16 protein-coding genes, 1 tRNA gene and 1 pseudogene are annotated in these 22,245 nt (G+C 64.0%); 3 read left to right on the top strand and 15 right to left on the bottom strand.

Annotated elements, in window-relative coordinates; translation table 11 throughout:
• From HMPREF3067_RS09840 to HMPREF3067_RS09855, 4 genes and pseudogenes are all read right to left on the bottom strand, one after another.
• Positions 1–1,235, bottom strand: a pseudogene (locus HMPREF3067_RS09840) (hypothetical protein); the annotation flags it as partial.
• Positions 1,192–1,815 carry a DUF3558 family protein gene (locus HMPREF3067_RS11150; protein WP_083319265.1) on the bottom strand — a complete coding sequence of 208 codons (624 nt, stop codon included), beginning with the start codon at positions 1,813–1,815 and terminating at the stop codon, positions 1,192–1,194. The gene HMPREF3067_RS11150 and the pseudogene HMPREF3067_RS09840, both read right to left, overlap by 44 nt.
• A gap of 811 nt (positions 1,816–2,626) precedes the next feature.
• The gene (locus tag HMPREF3067_RS09850) at positions 2,627–3,421 is read right to left on the bottom strand and encodes a Bax inhibitor-1/YccA family protein (RefSeq protein ID WP_070769549.1); all 795 of its coding nucleotides are present in this window, start codon (positions 3,419–3,421) and stop codon (positions 2,627–2,629) included.
• A gap of 119 nt (positions 3,422–3,540) precedes the next feature.
• Positions 3,541–4,539: a dioxygenase family protein gene (locus HMPREF3067_RS09855; RefSeq protein ID WP_070769550.1), complete on the bottom strand. Its 999-nt coding sequence runs from the start codon at positions 4,537–4,539 to the stop codon at positions 3,541–3,543.
• 231 nt (positions 4,540–4,770) lie between these two features.
• On the opposite strand from HMPREF3067_RS09855, the gene HMPREF3067_RS09860 reads away from it, so the two are divergent.
• Complete coding sequence (locus tag HMPREF3067_RS09860) at positions 4,771–6,363, top strand: lamin tail domain-containing protein (RefSeq protein ID WP_070769551.1); 1,593 nt, start codon at positions 4,771–4,773, stop codon at positions 6,361–6,363.
• Between the two features lie 180 nt (positions 6,364–6,543).
• Here HMPREF3067_RS09860 and HMPREF3067_RS09865 read toward each other — a convergent pair whose 3' ends face one another.
• The 7 genes from HMPREF3067_RS09865 to HMPREF3067_RS09895 form a co-directional block, all read right to left on the bottom strand.
• A complete protein-coding gene (locus HMPREF3067_RS09865) occupies positions 6,544–7,998 on the bottom strand; it encodes a DHA2 family efflux MFS transporter permease subunit (protein WP_070769552.1) in 1,455 nt (484 codons plus the stop codon).
• 122 nt (positions 7,999–8,120) lie between these two features.
• A tRNA-Leu gene (locus HMPREF3067_RS09870) sits at positions 8,121–8,197 on the bottom strand.
• A gap of 94 nt (positions 8,198–8,291) precedes the next feature.
• Positions 8,292–9,254: a Ppx/GppA phosphatase family protein gene (locus HMPREF3067_RS09875; protein ID WP_070769553.1), complete on the bottom strand. Its 963-nt coding sequence runs from the start codon at positions 9,252–9,254 to the stop codon at positions 8,292–8,294.
• Positions 9,255–9,316: 62 nt separating this feature from the next.
• A complete protein-coding gene (locus tag HMPREF3067_RS09880; RefSeq protein ID WP_070769554.1) occupies positions 9,317–9,862 on the bottom strand; it encodes a DUF501 domain-containing protein in 546 nt (181 codons plus the stop codon).
• Positions 9,863–9,908: 46 nt separating this feature from the next.
• On the bottom strand, positions 9,909–10,559 hold the full coding sequence (locus HMPREF3067_RS09885; RefSeq protein ID WP_070769555.1) for a septum formation initiator family protein: 651 nt from the start codon (positions 10,557–10,559) through the stop codon (positions 9,909–9,911).
• A gap of 156 nt (positions 10,560–10,715) precedes the next feature.
• Complete coding sequence (gene eno / locus HMPREF3067_RS09890) at positions 10,716–11,993, bottom strand: phosphopyruvate hydratase (protein WP_070769556.1); 1,278 nt, start codon at positions 11,991–11,993, stop codon at positions 10,716–10,718.
• A gap of 128 nt (positions 11,994–12,121) precedes the next feature.
• Positions 12,122–12,919, bottom strand: a complete 798-nt coding sequence (locus tag HMPREF3067_RS09895; RefSeq protein WP_246819297.1) for a lytic transglycosylase domain-containing protein — start codon at positions 12,917–12,919, stop codon at positions 12,122–12,124.
• 230 nt (positions 12,920–13,149) lie between these two features.
• Between HMPREF3067_RS09895 and HMPREF3067_RS09900 the strand changes: the two genes are divergently transcribed.
• Positions 13,150–13,572, top strand: coding sequence for a hypothetical protein (locus HMPREF3067_RS09900; protein ID WP_070769558.1), 423 nt, complete (start codon positions 13,150–13,152; stop codon positions 13,570–13,572).
• Between the two features lie 18 nt (positions 13,573–13,590).
• On the opposite strand, the gene HMPREF3067_RS09905 is transcribed toward HMPREF3067_RS09900, so the two are convergent.
• Positions 13,591–14,202, bottom strand: a complete 612-nt coding sequence (locus tag HMPREF3067_RS09905) for a MazG nucleotide pyrophosphohydrolase domain-containing protein (protein ID WP_070769559.1) — start codon at positions 14,200–14,202, stop codon at positions 13,591–13,593.
• Positions 14,203–14,271: 69 nt separating this feature from the next.
• Here HMPREF3067_RS09905 and HMPREF3067_RS09910 point away from each other — a divergent pair, with 69 nt between their 5' ends.
• A complete protein-coding gene (locus HMPREF3067_RS09910) occupies positions 14,272–15,771 on the top strand; it encodes an amino acid permease (RefSeq protein WP_070769560.1) in 1,500 nt (499 codons plus the stop codon).
• A 97-nt stretch (positions 15,772–15,868) separates the two neighbouring features.
• Here the strand turns inward: HMPREF3067_RS09910 and adhP are convergent, their stop codons facing one another.
• The 3 genes from adhP to HMPREF3067_RS09925 form a co-directional block, all read right to left on the bottom strand.
• Positions 15,869–16,894, bottom strand: coding sequence for an alcohol dehydrogenase AdhP (gene adhP, locus HMPREF3067_RS09915; RefSeq protein ID WP_070769561.1), 1,026 nt, complete (start codon positions 16,892–16,894; stop codon positions 15,869–15,871).
• Between the two features lie 416 nt (positions 16,895–17,310).
• The gene (gene mfd / locus HMPREF3067_RS09920; RefSeq protein WP_070769601.1) at positions 17,311–20,967 is read right to left on the bottom strand and encodes a transcription-repair coupling factor; all 3,657 of its coding nucleotides are present in this window, start codon (positions 20,965–20,967) and stop codon (positions 17,311–17,313) included.
• 8 nt (positions 20,968–20,975) lie between these two features.
• Positions 20,976–21,620 carry a TetR/AcrR family transcriptional regulator gene (locus HMPREF3067_RS09925; protein WP_070769562.1) on the bottom strand — a complete coding sequence of 215 codons (645 nt, stop codon included), beginning with the start codon at positions 21,618–21,620 and terminating at the stop codon, positions 20,976–20,978.
• Positions 21,621–22,245 lie beyond the last annotated feature (625 nt).

The raw sequence follows: 22,245 nt of genomic DNA on the forward strand, positions 1-22,245 counted from the left end.
GCGCCCGGCGTCACCGCACCCGGCGCACTCGGCGCGGCCACGTTCGCCGCCTGCGTCATCAGCTGTTCCCCGCGCAGCGCCGATTCCCCGGCCGGAATGAGCCCTTGGTCAGCCAACCACTGGCCGCTGCGCTGGACGGCGTCGCGCATCTCCTGCCGCGTCGCCGGATCCAATCCCACACCGTCGACCGCACTAATCTGCCCGTCGGCGACCTCGAAGGAACCCGGCCCCACACCCGGGCGGTTCATCAGCTCCTGTATCTGCCTCGGCAGGGTCACCCCCTCAGTGGAATAGCGCTGTCCGTTGCCCTCCACGGCGCCCATTCCCAGTTGCAAATCCCCGCCACCACTGGCCGGGGCCTGGTCCATCAGACTGCGCTGAATCGGCATGGATTGCAGCACAATATTCTGCAAAATCCCCTGGTGCTTCATCAGCAGTGCCTGCTCCACCGCCTTCCGCGCCGCCGGGTCCGGGATGGCTAAAAGCGTGCCCCAGTCCGACGCCGCCACCACCTGGTCGGCTTGCAGACCGGCCAGCATGGTCGAGTTCTTCCCCGCCATCACCGTCGCATTAGCGGCGAACTGGCGCCCCGTGGCCGCGACCTCACGAATCTTGGCCGCCGCCCGGTCCGTGGTCTCCGATTGGTTTCGCGATTGCAACTGCCCGGCCAGCGCTTCCATCTCAGTCGAAATACCATTGACCCGCGACGCGAACTGCTGCCAGCGGTGAATCGTGTTGCTAATGCGCCCCATATTCGTAAACAGGAAGCCTTGCACCAGCCCGAACAACGACGAGCCCGTATTAACCACCGGCGGCACAAAACTAAACGGGCTATATCCCGGATCCGGCTGGTCAACAAGCGGCATCACCGACTTATTCACCGCCCCGCCGGCATCCGCGATATCCAGCCCATGCGCATTCGCATCTTCCTGCTGCTCGAAGCCCTGCGCCTCATCCCCCAGCACTGAGGCCATCCAGCCCAACTGGCCCGCAAACTTCTCCAACGTACTAAACGCCGACGCCGGGTCCATATGCACCGCCCGGCCGTGAATATCCCCCGTCCGGTCAACGCCCGTAATGGGCGAGAAGCCGAAGTCTAAAACGTCGAAACCGAATCCGGCTAGTTTTCGCGCTTCAATTTCCAGGCTGGAGAGTGTTTCAGATGCTGACGTTAAATCTGAAATTTCTAATCTAAGCATCGTCACCAGCCAGCTTCTTAATGTCTGAAACTGCACCTTCGCAACTGTTGGAAGGCTCCCCTTCGACCAGAAAGGCTTTCCCTAACATAACTACTCCCCCGGTGGTTTCTAAATAGGCTTTACATGAACTCACGGCTTTATGGTCTTCTGCGTACGTAGGAATTCCTTCGATTTCGCCATTGACCCTCGAGATCTCCACGAGGTCATCGGCGGTCATCTGGAAAGACGTGATGGTAACCAATGCATCCGGACCGTCCCCCTGTGCAAACTGGCAGATGGTGTGTCCGGAAACGTCGTAGGGCCGGCCAAGGCCAGCGGCTTCGAATTCTTCTACCGTTATTTCTGAACAAGGCTGAAAAAGCTCAAACCCAAAGTCCATGACATCCGGCTTCCCTAATGGGGGAAGCAAGGACTCAGCGGACTCAGGGTTTGAGCTGTGGGGTTCTGCTTCAGATGCAACATCCGCGGGCTCGGACGCCGCCCCCTCGGCACCAACGGTGTTGTGCTCATCTTCAGCAGTAAGCTCCGAACCAGTTTCAGAGAAACCGACTCCGGAACAACCCCCGGCGAGAAAGGCCGCGGCTACTGCCACGCTGCTCAGTACCTTTCTAACCATGTGTTCCCCCGATCTTTCTGCGTGCCCCACCTCAACGAGTGAGACCGCCACCCCAGCAACAAAAGCTACCCCGAGCTTGGCTTTTATTACCGGGGCGAAGCACTCGGAAGTCCCTTTTCGGTTCTCCCTCGTGCCCCTTAGCGGCGGCCTCGGTACCTAGTGTGCATGAACATCAAAGTTTTGTCTTCCCGAGCCGTCAAATTATTTCTTCCAACCGTCTCTCCCGGATTCGGTCAAATAACCCAATTAACAGAAAGTTGACAGCGTAGGTGCAGGCCATTCGCGGTTTAAAAGCTGCATGAAAGTAACCCACTTCTTTTTTACCCCAACTGAAACTTGAAGGAATGGGGGTACCCGGAATTACATATTTGTCATAAGCCTTCCGACAATTTTGACCTTCTCTCGCAGCTCACGACGTCGTGCCAATCGGACTGGCGACGGCAACCTGTCTACTCACTGAAGGTTTAGCGAATCCGCTTGACGGAAGGCCGCCAACGTGGCCACCACGAAGTCCATTTCCCCAGCCCCGCTCTCGCCCAATGAACCCTTCGCGCTCACCGGAACGGGCGATCCGCGCATCTTCCCTCTCCCAGTGACCGCGAAGGGCACACGTAGCTGCCCAGCGCCCGATGAACCCTTCGCGCTCACCGGAACAGACAATCTGTGCATTTTCCCTCTCCCAGTGACCGCGAAGGGAGCACGTGAGCCGCAGACCGGGAAAACCGGTCAAGTCAGGGGTGGCGTGCGCCAGATATGCAAAACCGCCCCTCCCCCTGAAGGGAAAGGCGGTCAAGAGAAAGCTTGGTGCGAGCTAGCGGTTCTGGAAGTAGCTCAGCAGGCGCAGGATCTCGGTGTAGAGCCAGACCAGGGTGACGGCCAGGCCGAGGGCCACGCCCCACGCGTGGGATGCCGGAGCGTTGGCGCGGATGAGGCGGTCGGCCAGGTCGAAATCATTCATGAAGGACAGGGCAGCCAACACAATGCAGACGATGGAGAAGATGATCGCCAAGGTGCCGCCGTCGCGCAGCGGGTTGTTGCCGGTGAACAGGGCCAGCAGCAGGTTACCGATGGCTAGCACGAAGACGCCGATGATGGCGCCGGAGACAATCTTGCGGAAACGCGGGGTCACCTTGACGGCGCCGGTCTTGTAGACGAAGAGCATGCCCAGGAAGACTCCGACAGTACCCAGAACGGCCTGGCCGATCAGGGCTCCAGCATCGGAGCCGCCCACGGTGAAGTAGCCGGAAATCAGCAGGGAGAACCCGCCGATGAACAGTCCCTCAAATGCTGCGTAGATAAGGGTGACGACTGCGGAGTCCCACTTCTTGCCGAAGGTGGCGACCAGGACGGTCACGAAGCCGCCGATGCCGCCGACCAGCGTAAGGATCATCGACAGCGAAGCGTCACCGGTAACTACGGCGATCCCGAAGTTGACGACTGCCAGTGCGATAATGACGCCGAGCGTAATACCCGTCTTGGTGACGACGTCATCGACGGTCATCGGGCGCTCCGGAGCCTGGCCGTAAGCCTGCGGATCGTGGTAGCCGTTCGATGATTGTTGCTCCGAGGTGGCAAGCGTGTTCATGACCGGGTTGCTACTGCGCAAGGGAATCCCGCTTCCTTTCCTTTTCTTGGGAATATGTCTAGGGGTCTAGGGTCTGGTCACTAGTGTCAACGCATCGCGTTTCCAGATAGTTCCCACGCTGTTGACTTATACCCAAAATTCTAGTTGACCGGTGGCTCCGGGGGTGTACCGCCGCCTTCCCCCGGGCCGCCTCCGCCGGGGCCACCCTGGCCCGGGCCATTGCCGCCGGCAGGAGGTTGTCCGCCGGTCGCCTTGTCGGTGATGTCGACGGGAACGTCGATCTCCAGCTGATAGCCAGCGGTTTTTGATCCAGATACCGCCGGGGTCTGGGCGTCCCAGCCGTCGGAAAAGACGTTGTCGGTCTCCAGGGTTATGTTGTTGAGGTTGTCGGCCGAGCCAGCGTAAACGCTGTCGCTGTAGCAGGCACGGGCGACCTCTTCCGGCACCACTATCTGCGAGGTCAGCACGGAATTGGAGGCATCGGTAATTTCGTCAATACTGGTGAATACCTCGAAGTGGATGTGCGGCCAGCGCCCGCTGTAACAGCCGGGAACGATGGAATCGAAAGTCACGCTGCCGTTGTCGTCAGTGATCTGGACACCGCGCAGCCAAGTTTGGTCCGTCACGCCGTCGGAGTACATGGAATATTCGCCCTCGCCATTGCAGTGCCAGACGTAGACTGCGGCACCGGCCAGCGGTTGGTTGTCGTTGGCGATGTCGATGAGGTTCATCGTCAGCGTCATGGGTACGCCTTCCACCGAGCCGTTACCGTCGACGGAAGTGGTCAGGTCACGGCGTTCGACGCCGCTTTCGTCCAGGATGTCAGGACCATTGGAGCCGTCGCCTGGGTACGGTCCCGCGGTTTCGTTGTTCAACTCAGACAGTTCTTGGCCGGCGTACTTCGAGGCGGCGTTGGGGTTCGTGGCCGGAGCTGACGATGCCGCACTGCTCGAGGCCGTGCGCGTCCCACCGGGACTGCAGGCGGCCAGGGCAGCCGCGCCGGCGCCGATGCCGAATATTCCTAGGACCCGGCGTCGGCTCACCATCGTGCGCATGTCGAATGCGAGTCCCTGATCTTCGATGTCGTCACCCGGGCGCTCAAGCCGGCGACCTTCAAAATAGCTATCTTGTGTGCTCATGACTTCAACCCTAAAGCGCAATCTTGTACACTCCCCGGACAGTAACGGAAAGGTTCCCGTGCAGTTACGGGGACGTTCCCGGACAGTTACTGGATGATACCTGTATCCAATTTCGAATCGCAGCCTCAGGGTTTTCCTAGTGTTTACCTCGTTGTCGAGCCCCGGCTACCGCGGGCGCATAAGGTGTTGTCTGCTCTTTTTCTCTGTCCCTATAAGAAAGGAACCCTGCCCATGTCCGCAGTTTCCCGCCGTCGTTGGTTCCCGGCTACCGTCGCTGCCACGATGACCTTCAGTGCCTTGTCCGTACCCACCGCCCTTGCGCAGGAGACCCCTAAGTCCCCCGTGGTTATCAACGAGGTGGAGTCCAACGGCGACTCGGTCGGTGACTGGGTTGAGCTGGCCAATACCGACGAAGTGAATTCGGTAGACATCAGCGGCTGGTCCATCCTCGATGATGATGACAACCACACCCCGATCGTCTTCCCAGAGGGCACCGAGATTGAGTCCGGTGGCTACTTCAGCTTCTACACCGACCTGAAGGACGACGGCTTCGGCCTAGGCGGCAACGACTCGGTCCGACTCTACGATGCCGACGGCCAGCTCGTCGACACGACCACCTGGGAAGGCCATGCTGCCACCACCTGGGGCCGCGTTCCGGACATGACCGGCGAATTCGCCGTCACCGGTGAGCCGACCCGAGGCGCCACCAATATCGCCGAGAACGAGACCGAACCGGTCGCGGACGCGGAGTGGCCCTTCGATCCGCAGAGCGTCAAGGATGTTGACTTGGGCGCGGAATTTTCCATCGAGGATTTCTCGGGCATCGATTTCGACGCCGGTGGCCGCGCCTGGGTGGTCAACAACGACGAGGGCGGCCTGCTGGCCCTCGACTACGACGTTGAGAGCGGTAATTACACCGTCGCCGGGCAGTGGAATCTGAAGTACCCGGACGGCAGCGGCCTGCCAGACGCCGAGGGTATTACCGTGGCCGAGGATGGTTCCCTTTACGTCGCCACCGAGCGCGACAACGCATCCAAGAATGTCTCCCGCCCGTCCGTGCTGCACTTCGCTGCCCCGACCAGCGAGGGCGGAGATCTGATCGCCGAGCAAGAATGGAACCTCGCCGAGTTCACTGGCGACATCGCCGCTAACTCCGGCCTAGAGGCTATCTCAGCTCTTGGCGGCGGCGAGTTTGCCGTCGGTGTTGAGGCTAACGGCGAGGTCCTCTTCGTCGACCTGTCCGCCGATGCCCCGGTCCTGAAACAGCGCTACCGCTCCCCGTTCGAGGGAGTCATGGCACTGGACTACGACGCGGAATCCGGCGTCCTGCGCGCCCTATGCGACGAGGTCTGCGAAGGCGCGTCCATCGAGCTGACCAAGGCCGATGGCGAGTGGAAGGCCACCTCCGAGATCCAGGCCCGACCGGCCGAAATGGACAACGTGGCCAACGAAGGCTTCGCTACGCACACTTTCGCCGGCGAGTGCACCGGCGGCAAGCAGGAAGAAACCACCGTCTTCCTCTGGGCCGATGACGGCGTGACCGAAGGCATTCCTTTCCGCGCTGCGGAAAACACCCGCACCGCCGACTGCGACGCCGACAACGGCCAGGACGACGATCAACCGTCCCAGTCCTCCGGTTCCTCGGCTTCTTCCGCGTCTTCGGCGTCCTCCCTGTCCTCCCTGGGTGGTTCTAGCGTCGGCGGAATCCTCGCGGCCGTGGTCGGCATCATTGCCGTCATGGGCGGCACTCTGGCTTTCTCCAAGGCGCTGCCGCAGCAGCTGCTCGACCTGCTGCCCGCCGAGGTTCGCCAGTTCCTGGGCTAAGCCACTCCAGCCCGCATCCCCCGCGAATCTAGCCGGGTTCTAGCGGGCTTTAGACAGACAAAAAGACCAGCCTGATGGCTGGTCTTTTTCGTATTCGACGGCTCCCGCAGGCCCTGGTTCTAAGGTCTCTGGCTTGCTTTCCTAGGTCTTGCTAGCGGCGGACTTGTAAGCCTTGGGGTCTTAAGCCGGCTCGGCGCTCTCCACGGTCTTGACCTCACCATGGTCTTCCGGCTTGCGCAGGAACAGCGCGGCGATGACGGCCACGACAAGCAGGCCGCCGCAGACCATGAAGGCGGTAGCGGCGCCATCGCCCTGGGCTGCGCGCGTTCCCCCGCCGGCGCCGGCAACGTGGCCGAAGATGGCGATCATCACGGCGATGCCCGCCGCGCCAGCAAGCTGAAGCAGCGTGTTGAGGATGGCGGAGCCATGCGAGTAGATCTCGGACGGCAGCGACGACAGCGCGGTGGTAATCAGCGGGGTAAGAGACAGCGCCATGGCGACGCCGAAGATAGTGTACTGCACCACCAGGAGCCAGACCGGAGACTCCTCATTGACCGTGCCCATCCAGAGCAGCGCCGCCGCGCCGATCATGGTGCCGGGGACGACCAGCGGGCGGGGCCCGACGCGGTCATAGAAGGCGCCGGCGATCGGCGAAAGGACCGTTTCCACGAGGCCGCCCGGCAGGGAGGCCAGGCCGGCGACCAGCGCGGTGGTCAGCAGCGTGCCCTGGAGGTAGAGCGGCAGGGTGTTGGCCATGCCCAGCATCGCGGCCTGGAAGAGCACGATGACGATGATGGCGACGACGAAGTTCTTCACCGTCAGCGGGGTCAGATCCAGCAGTGCGCGGCCGCTCGGGGCCAGGGCGAGCTGGCGCCAGATGAACAGCGCGAGCCCGGCAACGCCGGCAATGGACACGCCGATGACCACGCCGGCACCGTCGCCGCCATCAATGAGCACGCCCGCTGAGGAAAGCCCGTAGACCAAGCCGCCGAAGGCGACGGCGGACAGCACCACGGAGAGGACATCGAGCGGGGCGCGCTTGAGTTCGCTGACGTTCCGCAGCTTCCAGGCGGCGAAGGCGGCGGCCATGGCGACGAGGGCCGCCATGATCCAGAAGGTGGTGTGCCAGGTAGACACGGACATGACCGCGCCGGCGAAGGTCGGGCCCAGGGCCGGGCCGACGGCCATGACGATCGCGATAACCCCCATGACGGTGCCGCGCACCTTCGGCGGCACGACGGTCATGACGACGGTCATCTGCAGTGGCAGGAGGATGGCGGTGCCGACAGCCTGGAGGACACGCCCGCCGAGCAGGATTGCGAACGTCGGGGAAAAGGCCGCCACGGCGGAGCCGATAAGGAAGGAGCCCACCGCGAAGAAGTACACCGAGCGCGTGGTGAAGCGGTCCAGGATCCAGCCGGTCATCGGCATCATGATGGCCATGGTCAGCAGCACGCCGGTCAGCAGCCACTGCACGATCGCGGAGGTGACCTCGAATTCGGTCATGATGGCCGGCAGCGCCACCGACAGCGCCGTCTCATTAAGCAGCATCACAAAAGTGGTCAGTGCGAGCACCGAAATGATGAGCGTGGTCTCCCCCGACAGGGAGCGCGAACGCGGATCGGGTGTGGTCATCCGGCAATCTCCTGGAAAAACAAATTAAAAAGGGCCGCACGCCCCTTAACTAGGGACGGGCGGCATAAACGTGATAAGTCAACAATGCTGGACATTTGCGGCGCTGTCAATTCGCCAGACCATGGTGCCCCCAGTGGGACTCGAACCCACACTGAATTGATTTTAAGTCAACTGCCTCTGCCGATTGGGCTATAGGGGCTTGTGCAACCCTTTGTGAGTCTAATTCACCACCGGCCCCGGGTGAAAACCGGGTTGCGGTTTACCCCGGGCCGGTCGCTCTGGGCGAAGACCCCTTAGGCATCCATGCCGGCGACGAGGCCAGCGATGATACCGTCTAGGATGTCCTTTTCGGAGACGATGAAGGAGCGGGCATCGTTGTGCTCTTCGATGAGGTTCATGATGCCTTCGACCGCCACCGAACCGCCGCCGATGACATCGGCGCGCCCCGGGTGGATGACCGGGTTGAGGGCGCGCTCATCGGCCGGGGTATGCATGAGCTGGTCCAGGAGTACGCGGAGGGCATCGAAACGCAGCTCGGTGCCGTGGATGGCGTCCGCGTCGTAGCGCTCCAACCCCTGGGCCAGGGCCGACAGGGTGGTGAACGTGCCGGCGCAGCCGACGAAGGTCTGGGCCTTGTCCACGTTGACCAGTTGGGAGACTTCCTTCATCTTCTCGGCGACGAAGTCCTTGGCGATTTCGATTTCCGTGTCCGACGGCGGGTCGGAGGGCATGATGCGCTCGGTAATGCGCACGCAGCCCATCTGTGCGGAGTGCGAGCTGTCGATGGTGCCGTCCTCATCGCCCACGATGAATTCCGTCGAACCGCCGCCCAGGTCGATGACGCAGAACGGGGCGCGCTCCGGGGCTAGGTCGCTGACCGCGCCGTTGAAGGACAGGCGCGCCTCCTCTTCCCCGGTGATGACCTCAGCGCAGGCCCCGGGTTCGATCTCCCCGAGGAGCTCCGCGGTCAAATCGAAAAACTCCTGCTGGTTCTTCGCATCCCGCGTAGCCGAGGTGGCGACCATCCGCACCTTCTTGACCTGCTCGAACTTCATCTGCTGGACGAAGTACTCCAGCGCGGTGCGCGCGCGACCTAGCGCCTCCTGGGAGATTTCCCCGGTGGCGTCCACGCCCTTGCCCAGGCGGATGATTTCCATGGTCCGGGTGACGTCCTTGACTTTTCCGCCGGGCTGCACATCGGAGATGAGCAGGCGGATGGAGTTGGTGCCACAGTCGATTGCTGCTACGCGAGTCATGCTGGTGTCTAGTCCTTAGGCGAGTTGCTCGAGCGGGTAAATGAGGAGTTAGTAAGCCCGGTTTAGGTATTCGAGAAGTCGAACTGATCCATGTCGATACCGAGATCGGCCACACTCGGCCAGTCGGCGGGGATGGCACTGCCCCGCAGCTGGGCGTGCTCGGCGGCGAGCGCCACGGCCTCGGTACCCAGGCGGAAGTGCTGCGAGCCTTCGGCCAGCGCATAGGCGATCAAAACGTGCAGGCACTTGACGCGGTCGGGCATTCCGCCGCCGGAAAAATCCGTGCCTAGGTCGGCAATCTTGTTGCGCTCGGCCAGGTAGTGCTCGTGGGCGGCGCGGTAGTCGCGGGCCAAGTCGGCATCGTCAGCCAAGCGCGCTTCCATCCACTTCATGACGTGGGCGACCTCGAGGCGGGAGGCCTCCGCGGTCAGGCGGGGATCCGTCAAGTAGTACAACGTGGGAAACGGGGTGCCGTCCTCCAGCTTGGGCGTGGTCTTGATGACGGCGGGTTGGCCGTCCGGGGTGTAGTAGGAAACTTCCAGCACACCCCGCGGAGTCCGGCCCAGTTGCTGGCCGACGGTGGCGAGGTCCTTATCTGTCACGGTCATAGACGCTATTGTCTCACGAACACCCCGCCGGCGTGAGCGCGGGGCGCTACTGCGGCGCGTAATCCGCGCCCTGGTCCACCGGATCCGGCTGCTCCGGGGAATTGTGGGACTCCTCGATGGCTTCCTCCACGGCCGAAGAGACTGGGCCCTCGGAGGTCTCGTCCCGGTTCTCGCCCGTGTCCTTCGGCCCGCCGGAGACCACCGAGCGCGGCTCGTCGCCTTCGGAGAGCGAATCCCAGAGAACGGCGTACCACGGCTGGCTCTCCTCGACGGCGTCCTTGCCGGTGGTCACCGAGTGATCCGGGCTCATCTGCGGGTCCAGAATGCGGTAGGCGGTCTCCCCCGGTTCGATGACACCCAGGCGCCGGCGGGCTTCCTGCTTGACGAAGTCCTCGTCCCGGTAGTGGTCAATTTCTTCCTGCAGCTGCGCCTTCTCGGCTTCCTTCGCGGCAATCGACTCGTTGAGCCGCGCGATCTCGGAGCGCCCCTGGTAGAAGTTGCGCAGCGGCACGGCGATGGCGGCAAGCACCACCACCAGCACGGCGACGATGACGGTAAAGCCGGCGACATCCATGCGGTCCGGCTTCCGCTTAGTCTTCGGGCGCGGGCGCACAGACCGGCCGGAGCGCCCCGCAGAGCGCGACGCGACCGGTACGGTGGTGCGCCGCTTGCTGGGGGTTTTCTTCTCGCGTGCCATATAGGCCACTATCCTAGCGTGGCCGCCCCTTCACGCAGCGGCGGCGCGGCGGGGCGGGTATTAAAAAGAGGCGCCACCGCACACACCCGGCGGTGACGCCGCAGCAAGAAACGGCCCCGGGAATACCCGGGGCCGAAATTCTAGTTGCAGGTGCGCTTAGCCATTGAAGCGCGGGAAGGCGGAGCGGCCGGCGTAGACGGCGGCGTCGCCGAGCTCCTGCTCAATGCGCAGCAGCTGGTTGTACTTCGCCACGCGCTCGGAACGGGCCGGGGCGCCGGTCTTGATCTGGCCGCAGCCCAGGGCGACGGCCAGATCGGCGATGGTGGTGTCCTCGGTCTCGCCGGAGCGGTGGGACATCATGGTGCGGTAGCCGTTGCGGTGGGCCAGGTCCACGGCGTCGAAGGTCTCGGTCAGGGTACCGATCTGGTTGACCTTGACCAGCAGGGCGTTCGCGGCCTTTTTGTCGATGCCCTCCTGGAGGCGGGCCGGGTTGGTGACGAAGAAGTCGTCACCCACGATCTGGACCTTGTCGCCGATGGCGGCGGTCAGGGCGGTGTAACCCTCCCAGTCGTCTTCCTGCAGCGGGTCCTCGATGGAGACGATCGGGTATGCGTTGATGAGTTCCTCGTAGACCTTGGACATCTCCTCCGCGGTGTGCTCGCCGCCCTCGAAGTGGTACTTGCCGTCCTGGTAGAACTCGGAGGAGGCAACGTCGAGGGCCAGGGCGATGTCTTTGCCCGGGGTGAAGCCGGCCTTCTTGATGGCCTCCACGATGACGTCGAGGGCCTCCTTGGTGGAGCCGACGGACGGGGCGAAGCCACCCTCGTCGCCCAGGCCGGTGGAAAGGCCCTTGTCCTTCAGGACGGCCTTGAGGGCGTGGTAGACCTCAGCGCCGCCGCGCAGGGCCTCGGCGAAGGAGTCGAAGCCCAGCGGGGCGATCATGAATTCCTGGACGTCCACGCCGGAGTCAGCGTGTGCGCCGCCGTTGAGGATGTTCATCATCGGCACCGGCAGGACGTGCGCGTTCGGGCCGCCTACGTAGCGATACAGCGGCAGCGCAGCGGACTCGGCGGCAGCCTTGGCGGCGGCGATGGACACGCCCAGGATGGCGTTCGCACCCAGGCGGGACTTATTCTCCGTGCCGTCCAAGTCAATCATGGCCTGGTCGATCAGGCGCTGGTCGTCAGCCACGAAACCGGCCAGCTCATCAGCGATCTCCTCGTTGACGTTCTCGACCGCCTTGGTCACGCCCTTGCCCAGGTAACGGTCGTCGCCGTCGCGCAGCTCGTGGGCCTCGTGGACACCGGTGGAAGCACCGGACGGTACACCGGCAAGCCCGTGGGCACCGTCATCCAGGAAAACTTCCGCCTCCACGGTGGGGTTGCCGCGGGAATCCAGGATTTCGCGTGCGAATACGTGCAGGATATCGGCCATGCTTGAAATTCACTCCTCTAGAGGTTAGATGTGGGCGCGCCCCAAAAACATGGGACGCCTACCTAGCTTCCATTTTTACCGAAAACTCGCCCGCGGCGTGGGTATATTCGCCAAGCCGGGCGCCCTCCCTAGCTGGTGGCCGGTTGGCCGACGGCGTAAGAATTGGCCGCAGCGGCGACTTTCCGCACGTATTCCCCAGATTGGTTATAGGCGAGCACGCCGTCAACCCACCCTTGTTCGTGCGAAAGGTCACGTCCGTCCAAGCACAACAGTTTCGCCGCCCCGGCCGCGGCGTCGTCGATCTGGTTCGGGTCTGGGTGCCCGTCCCCGTTGGCGTCCACCCCGACGCGCTTCCAGGACTCGGGGATGAACTGCATGGGGCCTACGGCCCGGTCGTACTCGGTATCCCCGTCGAATTCGCCGTTGTCCGTGTCCGGGATCTCCGCCGTGTTGTTGGTCCCGTCCAGGCTGATGCCGACGATGGGTGGCTGCGGGTAGCCGTTGTCATCCAGAGAGGAGAGCTTGAACCAGTTTCCCGAGTAGGTCCCGTGCCGGGTCTCCACGTAGCCGATGCCGGCCAGGGTGTTCCAGCGCAGGTTGCAGTCCGGCCAGGAGTCTCGGGCGATAAGCTCCGCGTTGCCGTAGGCGCGCAGCGCTTGGGCCGGGATCCCGGTCTGCTCGGATAGGTCTTGGGCCCAGTAGGTCAGCTTGTCCGCGGTGCGGCCCGGCGCGTGGACGTTGATTTCGGCAACCTCTGCTGGGGCTTCCGGCGGGACGTTCTCCGGCACCGGGGCGAGCTTCCGCACGGGCGAGGGCGCGCCCAGAAAGGACAGCGACCAGCCCACCAGCGCGACGACCAGCACGATTGCGAGGACCGCGGCGCAGCCGCATCCCCGTCCTACCGTCTTGCCCGTCCGTTGAGTCACGGGGTCATATCCTACCGGCCCGGTATTGCCGAGGGCGAACCGCGACATGAGGAGGTTTCCCGCAGCGGAAACGGTCACAAGTTTGCAACATTTGTCACTGTTTTAACTTCTGCCACAACCTCTCGGCTATGTTCTATCTGGGCTCTCTACGGGCTTTAACCGGCCAACAGCCGGAACCCGGCCCCGCCCCACCCCGACCTCTCCCCTTTAGACAAAAGGACATCACCATCATGCGTTCTCGCTTGACCTCCGCCGCAGCCGCGGCCGCCACCGCTTTGACCCTGACCCTGGCCCCTGCCGCCCAGGCCGCCCCGTCGTTCCTGGATCTGGGCTCCCAGCTCATCAAAAGCGCCGACTGCAATACCCTGCGCACCACCCTGCACGCTATCGATACCACTACCTCCGGCGAGCTGCTAACACCGGAAACCACCCGCAACCAGCTCTCGCGCAACCTGCGCGAGCTCAACCCCAACGGCCAGACGCTGTCTCCCATCCAGCTGGCTGCCACGAAGTTCGCCGGGGAGACCGCGGACCGCGCCCTGAAGTGCGGCATCGTTAAGCAGGACACCATGCTCACCGGCGGCACCGGCCTGTCCTCCCAGCTGGGCGACTACCTCCCGCTGTTGTCTTCTACCCTGCGCCAGGGCGCCTAAGCAGAGCCGCTTCAGCAGCTAGGAACGGCGGCTGCGGGCCTTACCCTCCTGCCAGAGGCGCTCCTGCTCTTCGCTGGGCACGACCGTGCGCGTGCCGTCGAAGAGGTAGGGGCTGCGCTGCCGCATCTTGTTCACAAAGCTGGCCGCCACGTCCGCGAACTCGAAAGCACCCCGGCGGCTGGCGATTTCGGCGTGGAAGAGCACTTGCAGGAAGACGTCGCCTAGCTCAGCACAGAGCTCGGACTCGTCCGATCCGGAGCGCACCGCCTCGGCGAACTCGGCGGATTCTTCCTCCAGGTACGGCAGGAGGCTGGTGTGCGTCTGCGCGCGCTCCCACTCCCCGATGTGCAAGGCCCGGGTCATCACGCGCTGCGCCTGGCCGACCGGGTCCTGCCGCGACTCGGCCTCGATGACCGCCTCGTCCGCAGCGAGCCGGCGCTGGACCTCCGGGTCATTCTCATCGGTGGTCACAAGCACACCCTCGGGCGATTCCCCGGCGACCAGATCGGAGAAATTCCACCGCACCTTCACGGGAACTTCGCTGGTGAATGACACCGGGCCGGAAAGCCGGCCATGCGCCTGCAGGGGGATCAGGGTGGGCCAACGTTCATCGAGCAGCAGGACAGTCATAGACCCCGAGTATAGGGGGTCGCCTTCGCTGAATTCCCTTGCGGGCGGTATACACGATAGCTTTAACGGGTGACTAATCAAGATTCCCCGGTGGTGGCAGCGACGGGCCGCTCCCACTCCGTGACGCTATGGACGCTGGTAGCGCTCATTATCGGCTCCACGGTGGGCGCGGGCATCTTCTCCCTGCCGCAAAACATCGCCTCCGTGGCCGGCCCGGGCGCCATGCTCATTGGCTGGCTCATCGCCGGCGTCGGCATGCTGTCCGTCGCCTTCGTCTTCCAGATCCTGGCGCACCGCAAGCCCAACCTCGACTCCGGCGTGTATTCCTACGTGCGCGCCGGCCTGGGTGATTTCATCGGTTTTACCTCCGGCTGGGGCTACTGGCTGGGTTCGGTCATGGCGCAGGTCGGCTACGCCACCCTCTTCTTCAACACCGTCGGCCACTACATCCCGTTTTTTAACGCGGATCACCAGTGGACCTCCGCCCTAGCCGTCTCGGCCATGACGTGGCTCATCTTCGCCGTGCTGGCCCGCGGCATCCAGCAGGCTGCCTTCATGAACCTGGTGACCACCGTGGCCAAGCTGGTCCCCATCCTGTCCTTCATCGTTTTGGTGGCCTTCCTCGGGTTCAGCTGGGACAAGTTCACCTTCGATTTCTGGGGCCGGGCCTCCGAGGCTAGCCTCTTCGAGCAGGTCCAGGGCATCATGCTCTTTACCGTCTGGGTCTTCATCGGCGTGGAGGGCGCGTCCGTCTACTCCAAGCAGGCCCGCACCCGCGGCGACGTCGGCCGCGCGACGGTGGTGGGTTTCTTCTCCGTACTCGCGCTGCTGGTCTCCGTGTCCACGCTGTCCTTCGGCGTGCTGAGCCAGGAAGAGCTCGCCGCGCTGCCGGATAACTCCATGGCCTCGGTGCTTAGCGCCGTGGTCGGCCCGTGGGGCGGCGCGCTCATCTCCCTAGGTCTGTGCCTGTCCGTGCTGGGCGCCTACGTCTCCTGGCAGATGCTGTGCGCTGAGCCCATCGTGATGATGGCTATCGATGGGCTTATCCCCCGCCGCATCGGCACCGTCAACGTGGCCGGCGCCCCGTGGGTCGCGCAGCTGATTTCCACCTCGGTCATCCAAGTCTTCATCATCATCTTCTACCTAAATGAGACCTCCTACAACGCCATGGTGCAGCTGGCCACCATCATGTACCTCTTGCCCTACATCTTCTCCGCGTTCTACCTGCTCCTGCTCGCGGTGCGCGGCAAGGGCTTAAACCACCCGCACGCCGGCGTGCGCTTTGATATCTCCGGGCCTAAGGTCAGCCGCCGGGACAACCGCCGCCACTTCGCCATCGCGTTGGTCGCCTTCATATACTCCGTCTGGCTCATCTACGCCGCCGATCCGGTATACGTGCTCCTTGGCGCCCTGGCCGTCATTCCGGGAATGGTTCCTTACGTCGGCACCCGCCTGTACAAGCGCGAGCGCGTCTTCAACGCCTTCGAGTGGGGTGTGGTCGCCATCGTGACCATCGGCGCCGTCGTCGCCATCTGGGGACTGAGCACCGGCTCGCTCAGCCTCAGCTAGCAGCGCCACTTTAAAGATCACACGGCCCAGGCACGCGAAAAGCCCGGTTGCTCTCAATGAAGCAACCAGGCTTTTCGCTGGACTTGTCGCGTACTAGCTAGTAGCGAATGACGCGTCGGCCGTCCACACCGCCGTTGATGAGGCCGTCGAAGACGTCGTTGACGTCGTCCAGCTTGACCTCGGTGACGGTCGGCTTGATCCTGCCGCGGGCGTAGAAGTCCAGCGCCTCTTCCAGATCCTGACGGGTACCGACCAAGGAGCCGCGGATGGTCAGGCCCTTGAAGACGATGTCGAAGATCGGCGCCGGGAAGTCTCCCGGGGGCAGGCCGTTGAAGACGATGGTGCCGCCCTTGCGCGCCATGCCGATGGCCTGACCAAAGGCCTGCGGGTGGACCGCGGTCACCAACACACCGTGGGCGCCGCCCTTGGTGTATTCTTCCACGGCCTGGGCCGGGTCCTGGTCCTTGGCATTGACGGCGAACTCGGCGCCGTGCTTCTTGGCGAGCTCTAGCTTGTCGTCGGCGATATCCACGGCGATAACGCGCATGCCCATGGCCACGGCGTACTGGACGGCCACGTGGCCCAAGCCGCCGATGCCGGAAATCACCATGAACTGGCCCGGCTTGGTCTCTGCTTCCTTCAGGCCCTTGTAGACCGTCACGCCGGCGCACAGGATGGGGGCCACCTCGATGGGGTCGGCCCCTTCTGGGATGCGCGCGCAGTAGCGGGTATCGACCAGCATGTACTGGCCGAAGGAGCCGTCGACGGTGTAGCCGCCGTATTCGGCCTCGTTGCACAGGGTCTCCCGGCCGGTGCGGCAGTATTCGCAGGTGCCGCACGCGGACCAGAGCCAGACGTTACCCACGATGTCACCTACCTCGACGTCGTGCTCGCCCGGTCCCAGCTTGATGACCTCGCCAACACCCTCGTGGCCGGGCACGAAGGGCGGTTCCGGCTTGACGGGCCAGTCCCTGCCGGCGGCGTGGACGTCAGTGTGGCAGATGCCGGAGGCGATGTTCTTGACCAGCGCTTGGTTGCGGCCGGGCTCTGGCAGGCCAATGTCCTCGAGGTTGAGCCGGGGGCCGAATTCTTCGACGACCGCGGCGCGGAATTGTTCAGACATAGCGGTTGGTTCCTTTCTACGTTGCTCACTGCTCTAGGCGGACCACTTGAACAAGTCACCCGTGGCTTCTTCGGTGGGGGTAACACGTACTGGCGCAAGTGCCGTAACCAGCAGCGTAGAAGTGGCAAAGGAACCACGCTAGGGCCTTACCCCGCGTGCGAAACCTGCAAAGACCAGCGTTAACACGACGCGGCGCACACCCTTCCAGGTAGTTGCCGAAGCGAACCAGGGCCGAGGCCAATTTTACTCAATGTTATGCCCGATAACACTGTTAACGCCATAAAGTGCTTTATGACACCCGCAGGTCATGGTGCCAATTTTCATTAAGAGAAAAACTTACCCCCGCCAAACTAAATTGTCTGACGGGGAAGTCGCGAGGTGGAAGCTGTCTTTTCTCGGCTCTCAGCCAGCAGCGGCTACTGCCCCACCGAAATCACGTTCTTTTTGTCCTTCGGTGCGGGCTTGCCCGGATCGTCGCCGGTGACGTCTACCTTGTCCACGTCGAACATGGCGGAGATGAAATCGGCCACCCACTGCACCAGCTCCGTATCGCGCAGCTGCGGGGAGGTGACGTTGCGGCCCGCCTTCGGGAAGGGCACCTGCAGCGCCTGGGCCGCGGCGCGGTAGTTCGACCCCGGGTACAGGCGCTTGAGGCGCACCTGCTTGGAATCGAGCAGCTCGACTGGGTGGAATTTCAGGCGGGTGCCCTGCACCGTGACGTCGGAGATGCCTGCCCGGCGCGCCTGGTGGCGCAGCCGCGCCACGGCCAGAAGGCGCAGGACCTCGGTGGGCACAGGCCCGAAGCGGTCCTCCATCTCCTCGCGGACGGCGCGCAGGTCGTTGTCGTCCTGGGAGGCCGCCAGCTTGCGGTAGACCTCCAGGCGCAGGCGCTCGGAGTTGATGTAGCGCTCCGGGATGTGCGCGTCCACTGGCAGGTCGATGCGGATTTCCTTCGGGGCCTCGTCGGTGACCTGCGGGGTCTCGCCCTTGGCCAGGGCCTTGAAGGTCTCCACGGCCTCGCCCACCAGCCGCACGTAGAGGTCGAAGCCGACGCCGGCGATGTGTCCGGACTGCTGGGCGCCCAGCACGTTGCCGGCGCCGCGCATCTCCAGGTCCTTCATCGCCACGGCCATGCCGGCGCCCAGGTCGTTGTTCTGGGCGATGGTGGCCAGGCGGTCGTAACTGGTCTCGCTGAGGGTTGCGCCCTTCGGGTAGAGGAAGTAGGCGTAGCCGCGCTCGCGGGAGCGCCCCACGCGGCCGCGCAGCTGGTGCAGCTGGGACAGGCCCATGTGGTGGGCGTTTTCCACGATCAGGGTGTTGGCGTTGGCGATGTCCAGGCCGGTCTCCACGATGGTCGTGCACACCAGCACGTCATACTCGCGGTCCCAGAAGCCCTGCACGGTCTTTTCCAGGACTTCCTCGGGCATCTGCCCGTGGGCGACCACCACGCGCGCCTCCGGCACGAGCTCCCGGATTTCGCGCGCCTTCTTTTCGATGTCCGCGACCTTGTTGTGGATGAAGAAGGTCTGGCCGTCACGCAGCAGCTCGCGCCGGATGGCGGCCGCGACCTGCTTGTCCTCGTAGGCGCCGACATAGGTCAGCACCGGGTGCCGGTCTTCCGGCGGGGTGAGGATGGTGGACATCTCGCGGATGCCGGCCATGGACATCTCCAGCGTGCGCGGGATGGGCGTGGCGGACATCGTCAGCACGTCAACCGAGGCCTTGAGCGCCTTGATGTGTTCCTTGTGCTCGACGCCGAAGCGCTGCTCCTCGTCCACGATGATGAGCCCCAGCTGCTTCCAATACACCCCGGTCTGCAACAGGCGGTGGGTGCCGATGACGATGTCGATCGTGCCATCCGCCAGGCCGGAGATAATCTCCTTGGCCTCCTTCTGGGTGGTAAAGCGGGAGAGCACCCTCACTTCCAGCGGGAAGCCCGCCATGCGCTCGGTGAAGGTGTTGTAGTGCTGCTGGGCCAGCAGCGTGGTCGGCACCAGGACCGCGACCTGCTTGTCGTCTTGGACAGCCTTGAAGGCCGCGCGCACGGCGACCTCGGTCTTGCCGTAGCCGACATCTCCCACCACGACGCGGTCCATCGGCACGGTGGATTCCATGTCGTGCTTGACCGCGTCGATGGCCAGCATCTGATCCTCGGTCTCTACGAAGGGGAAGTTGTCTTCCATCTCCTGCTGCCAGGGCGAGTCCTCCGCGAAGGCGTGCCCGGGGGCGGCCTGGCGCTTGGCGTAGAGTTCCACCAGCTCGCCGGCGATTTCGCGCACGGCGGCCCGGGCCTTCTTCTTGGTGTTCTTCCAGTCCGAACCGCCCATCTTGGACAGCTTCGGGGCCTCGCCTCCGGTGTATTTGCTCAGCAGGTCCAGCGAGTCCATGGGCACCCACAGCTGATCCGCCGGCTGGCCGCGCTTGGAGGCGGCGTATTCCAGCACGATGTACTCGCGCCGGGAGGTCTCGTCCCCGGCCTTGATGGTGCGTTCGGCCATCTTCATAAAGCGGCCGATGCCGTGGGTTTCGTGCACAACGAAATCGCCCTGCTTCAGGGCCAGGGGATCGACCTTGTTGCGGCGCTTGGCCGGGCGGCGCTTGGCGCCGGCGATATCGCCCACGCGGTTACCGGTCAGGTCGGTTTCCGTGATGACGACCAGCGGCAGGGCTTCCGCGTCCTTGAGCTTGCGAACTTTGGGGAAGACCAGGCCGGCGTGGCTGAGCGCCTGGTACAGGGTGACCTTGCCCGGGCTGGGCTCCCAGCCCGGGGTGGCAACCTCGGTGGGGATCCCCTTCTCGGCGAAACGCTCCACCATGCGCTTGATGGCGCCGTGGGCGGGCGCGATGAACGCCGCCCCGCCGCCGGCCTGGGTGTGGGCGAGCAGCTCAGCCATCATCTGGTCGATGGCCTTGAGATCCCCGCGCGGGGTGGGGCCCGGCTCGAATTCGAGCGGCAGGGTCTCGGCCTCGTCGGCGGCGAATATGCCGGGCGGGGCGAAGGTCCACAGCGGGCGCCCGGAGTCGGTGACCAGGTCCGACAGTTCGTCGTAGTCGCGGAAGCTGGCCGCCGACAGGTCGAGGCCCTCCGTGGCCAGCGGGCCGTCCGCGCCCATGGCGGCGGCCTCCCAGCCGGCGGCCATGAACTCCGCGTCCGTGTCGACCAGGTCAGAAATGCGCGTGCGAATCTTCTCCGGCGCCACCAGAACCACGTGGGCGCTCGCGTCCAGGAAGTCCGTCAGGGTGACCATCGGGGCATCGCTTAGCGCCGGCAGCAGCGCCTCCATGCCATCGGCGGGGATCTTCTCGCCCAGCTTGGTCAGCAGCTCCACCAGGGCCGGATTGCCCGGGTGCTTCTGGGCCAGCTCCCCGGCCCGCCGCGCAACCGCGTCAGTAACGGGCAGTTCGCGGGCGGGATAGACGTCGACGGCGCCGACCTCAATCTCCGGGATGGTACGCTGATCGGCCACGGAGAACTGCCGGATATCGGTAATCTCGTCGCCCCAGAACTCCACGCGCACCGGGTAGTCCAGCGTCGTCGGGTAGACGTCCAGAATCCCGCCGCGGATGGCGTATTCACCCTTCCGGGCCACCATGTCCACGTGGCGGTAGGCCTTAAAGTCCAGGGCCTCCACGAGCCCGGTGAGGTCGTGTTCTTCCTCCTCCGCGAGGTGGATCGGCGCCCGGCCCTCCACCTCCTGGAGGATCGGCTGGCTAAAACCGCGCGCCGCGGTAACCACCACGCGCACGTCGCCGCGCGATAGCCGGTTCAAGACCTGCGCGCGGCGGCCGATGATATCCACGCCCGGGCTCAACCGCTCGTGCGGTAGCGTCTCCCAGGCAGGGAAATAAGCCACGGCATCGCCCAGCATGGCGGCCAGTTCGGCGCTGAGATCCTCCGCCTCACGGCCGGTCGCGGTGACCACCAGCACCGGCGCCTGGTTGGCCAGCGTGCCAATCGCCCAGGGACGAGCCTGGTCAATGCCAGTGATGTGCAGGGCACGCTCCCCCACCTGGGCGACCAGGCCTTTAAGCTTCGGATCGGAGGCAGCGACCTTGAGCAGGCCGGCCAGCATTGCCGTCATTAATTCTCCTCTTCCTGTGTCTGCCCCGCGCCACCGGCCGGCGGCGCGACGAGCTTCGGCTGGGCTTGCATGCCGGATAGCCCATTCCAACACAAATTAACAATATGCGCGGCCACGACCTCTTTGTCCGGCTGGCGTACATCCAGCCACCATAGTGCCGTGGTGGAAACCATCCCAACCAGCGCCTGCCCATAGAGCGTAGCCAATTCCTCGTCCAGGCCCCGGCGGGCAAAAGCCCGGCCCAGTATATAGCTGACCTGGCCAACCGCCGTATTCAACAACGTGCCGTAGGAGCGCTCCGTGCCAGGCTTGGAGTCGCGCACCAGGATAACGAAACCGTCGGTTTCCTCCTCCACGTAGGTCAACAACGCCAGCGCGGCCTGCTCAATGCGCTCCCGCCAGCTGCCGTGCTCGATCGCCTCCGTAATGACGGCCTCCAGCGCCACCATCTCCCGGTCAACAACCACCGCGTAGAGCCCTTCCTTGCCCCCGAAGTGCTCGTAGACCACCGGTTTTGAGACCCCAGCCCGCGCCGCAATTTCCTCGACACTAGCCCCGTCGAAACCTAGCTCCGCAAAGGCCGCCCGGCCCACAGCCAGCAGCTGTTCGCGCCGCTGGCGGCCCGTCATGCGTCGTTTCACCATGCCTTAAAGCCTAGCCGCCGATGCCCCCTGCAGGCACCACCGGGCCTGCCACCCCGCCCAGTGCCCGGGCCTCACCGACCCATCCACGACGCCGTCGCCCACCCTCCCTACGACGCCACGACCCGATTATTCAAATCCCCGACCCGTAAGGTAGTCTGTTAGGGCACAACGCCACACCTATGAAGCGTCGTGATTCCCCATGGTGTAATCGGCAACACTACGGTTTTTGGTACCGTCATTCTAGGTTCGAGTCCTGGTGGGGAAGCTGTCCATTTACCCGCCCTGAGCAGTTTTCACTGGTAGGGCGGGTTTTTACATATCCGCCGTCCAACCAACCCAGACTTTCCACGGGCTAATTTTTGTTTTTCGTCGTGGAATTCCTCGCTCCCCACTTACCGCGCCTAGCACTAGACAAGCATCTGATTGCCGCATAAGCTCGGACTCAAACGGCAAGGGAAAAGGTCCCGGCCATCTAGTACGGAAGAGAGTCCGAAATGCACAAGACAAGTGTCTTCACCGAACGCGTCACCACCACCCCCGTCACCGCCGCAGGTGCGGATGCCCTTGCCGCCTGAGCGAGACAACGGGCGCTCCACACAGTTCTGGTAACCCACTCCCCTCATCT

The organism is Corynebacterium sp. HMSC04H06 (assembly GCF_001815935.1).
Lineage (GTDB): Bacteria > Actinomycetota > Actinomycetes > Mycobacteriales > Mycobacteriaceae > Corynebacterium.

Bases quoted from the DNA above. Each gene is read 5' to 3' on its own strand.
- HMPREF3067_RS11150 (WP_083319265.1), bottom strand. From the start codon at position 1,815: ATGGTTAGAAAGGTACTGAGCAGCGTGGCAGTAGCCGCGGCCTTTCTC.
- HMPREF3067_RS09855 (WP_070769550.1), bottom strand. From the start codon at position 4,539: ATGAGCACACAAGATAGCTATTTTGAAGGTCGCCGGCTTGAGCGCCCG.
- HMPREF3067_RS09860 (WP_070769551.1), top strand. From the start codon at position 4,771: ATGTCCGCAGTTTCCCGCCGTCGTTGGTTCCCGGCTACCGTCGCTGCC.
- HMPREF3067_RS09865 (WP_070769552.1), bottom strand. From the start codon at position 7,998: ATGACCACACCCGATCCGCGTTCGCGCTCCCTGTCGGGGGAGACCACG.
- HMPREF3067_RS09875 (WP_070769553.1), bottom strand. From the start codon at position 9,254: ATGACTCGCGTAGCAGCAATCGACTGTGGCACCAACTCCATCCGCCTG.
- HMPREF3067_RS09880 (WP_070769554.1), bottom strand. From the start codon at position 9,862: ATGACCGTGACAGATAAGGACCTCGCCACCGTCGGCCAGCAACTGGGC.
- HMPREF3067_RS09885 (WP_070769555.1), bottom strand. From the start codon at position 10,559: ATGGCACGCGAGAAGAAAACCCCCAGCAAGCGGCGCACCACCGTACCG.
- eno (WP_070769556.1), bottom strand. From the start codon at position 11,993: ATGGCCGATATCCTGCACGTATTCGCACGCGAAATCCTGGATTCCCGC.
- HMPREF3067_RS09900 (WP_070769558.1), top strand. From the start codon at position 13,150: ATGCGTTCTCGCTTGACCTCCGCCGCAGCCGCGGCCGCCACCGCTTTG.
- HMPREF3067_RS09905 (WP_070769559.1), bottom strand. From the start codon at position 14,202: ATGACTGTCCTGCTGCTCGATGAACGTTGGCCCACCCTGATCCCCCTG.
- adhP (WP_070769561.1), bottom strand. From the start codon at position 16,894: ATGTCTGAACAATTCCGCGCCGCGGTCGTCGAAGAATTCGGCCCCCGG.
- mfd (WP_070769601.1), bottom strand. From the start codon at position 20,967: ATGCTGGCCGGCCTGCTCAAGGTCGCTGCCTCCGATCCGAAGCTTAAA.
- HMPREF3067_RS09925 (WP_070769562.1), bottom strand. From the start codon at position 21,620: ATGGTGAAACGACGCATGACGGGCCGCCAGCGGCGCGAACAGCTGCTG.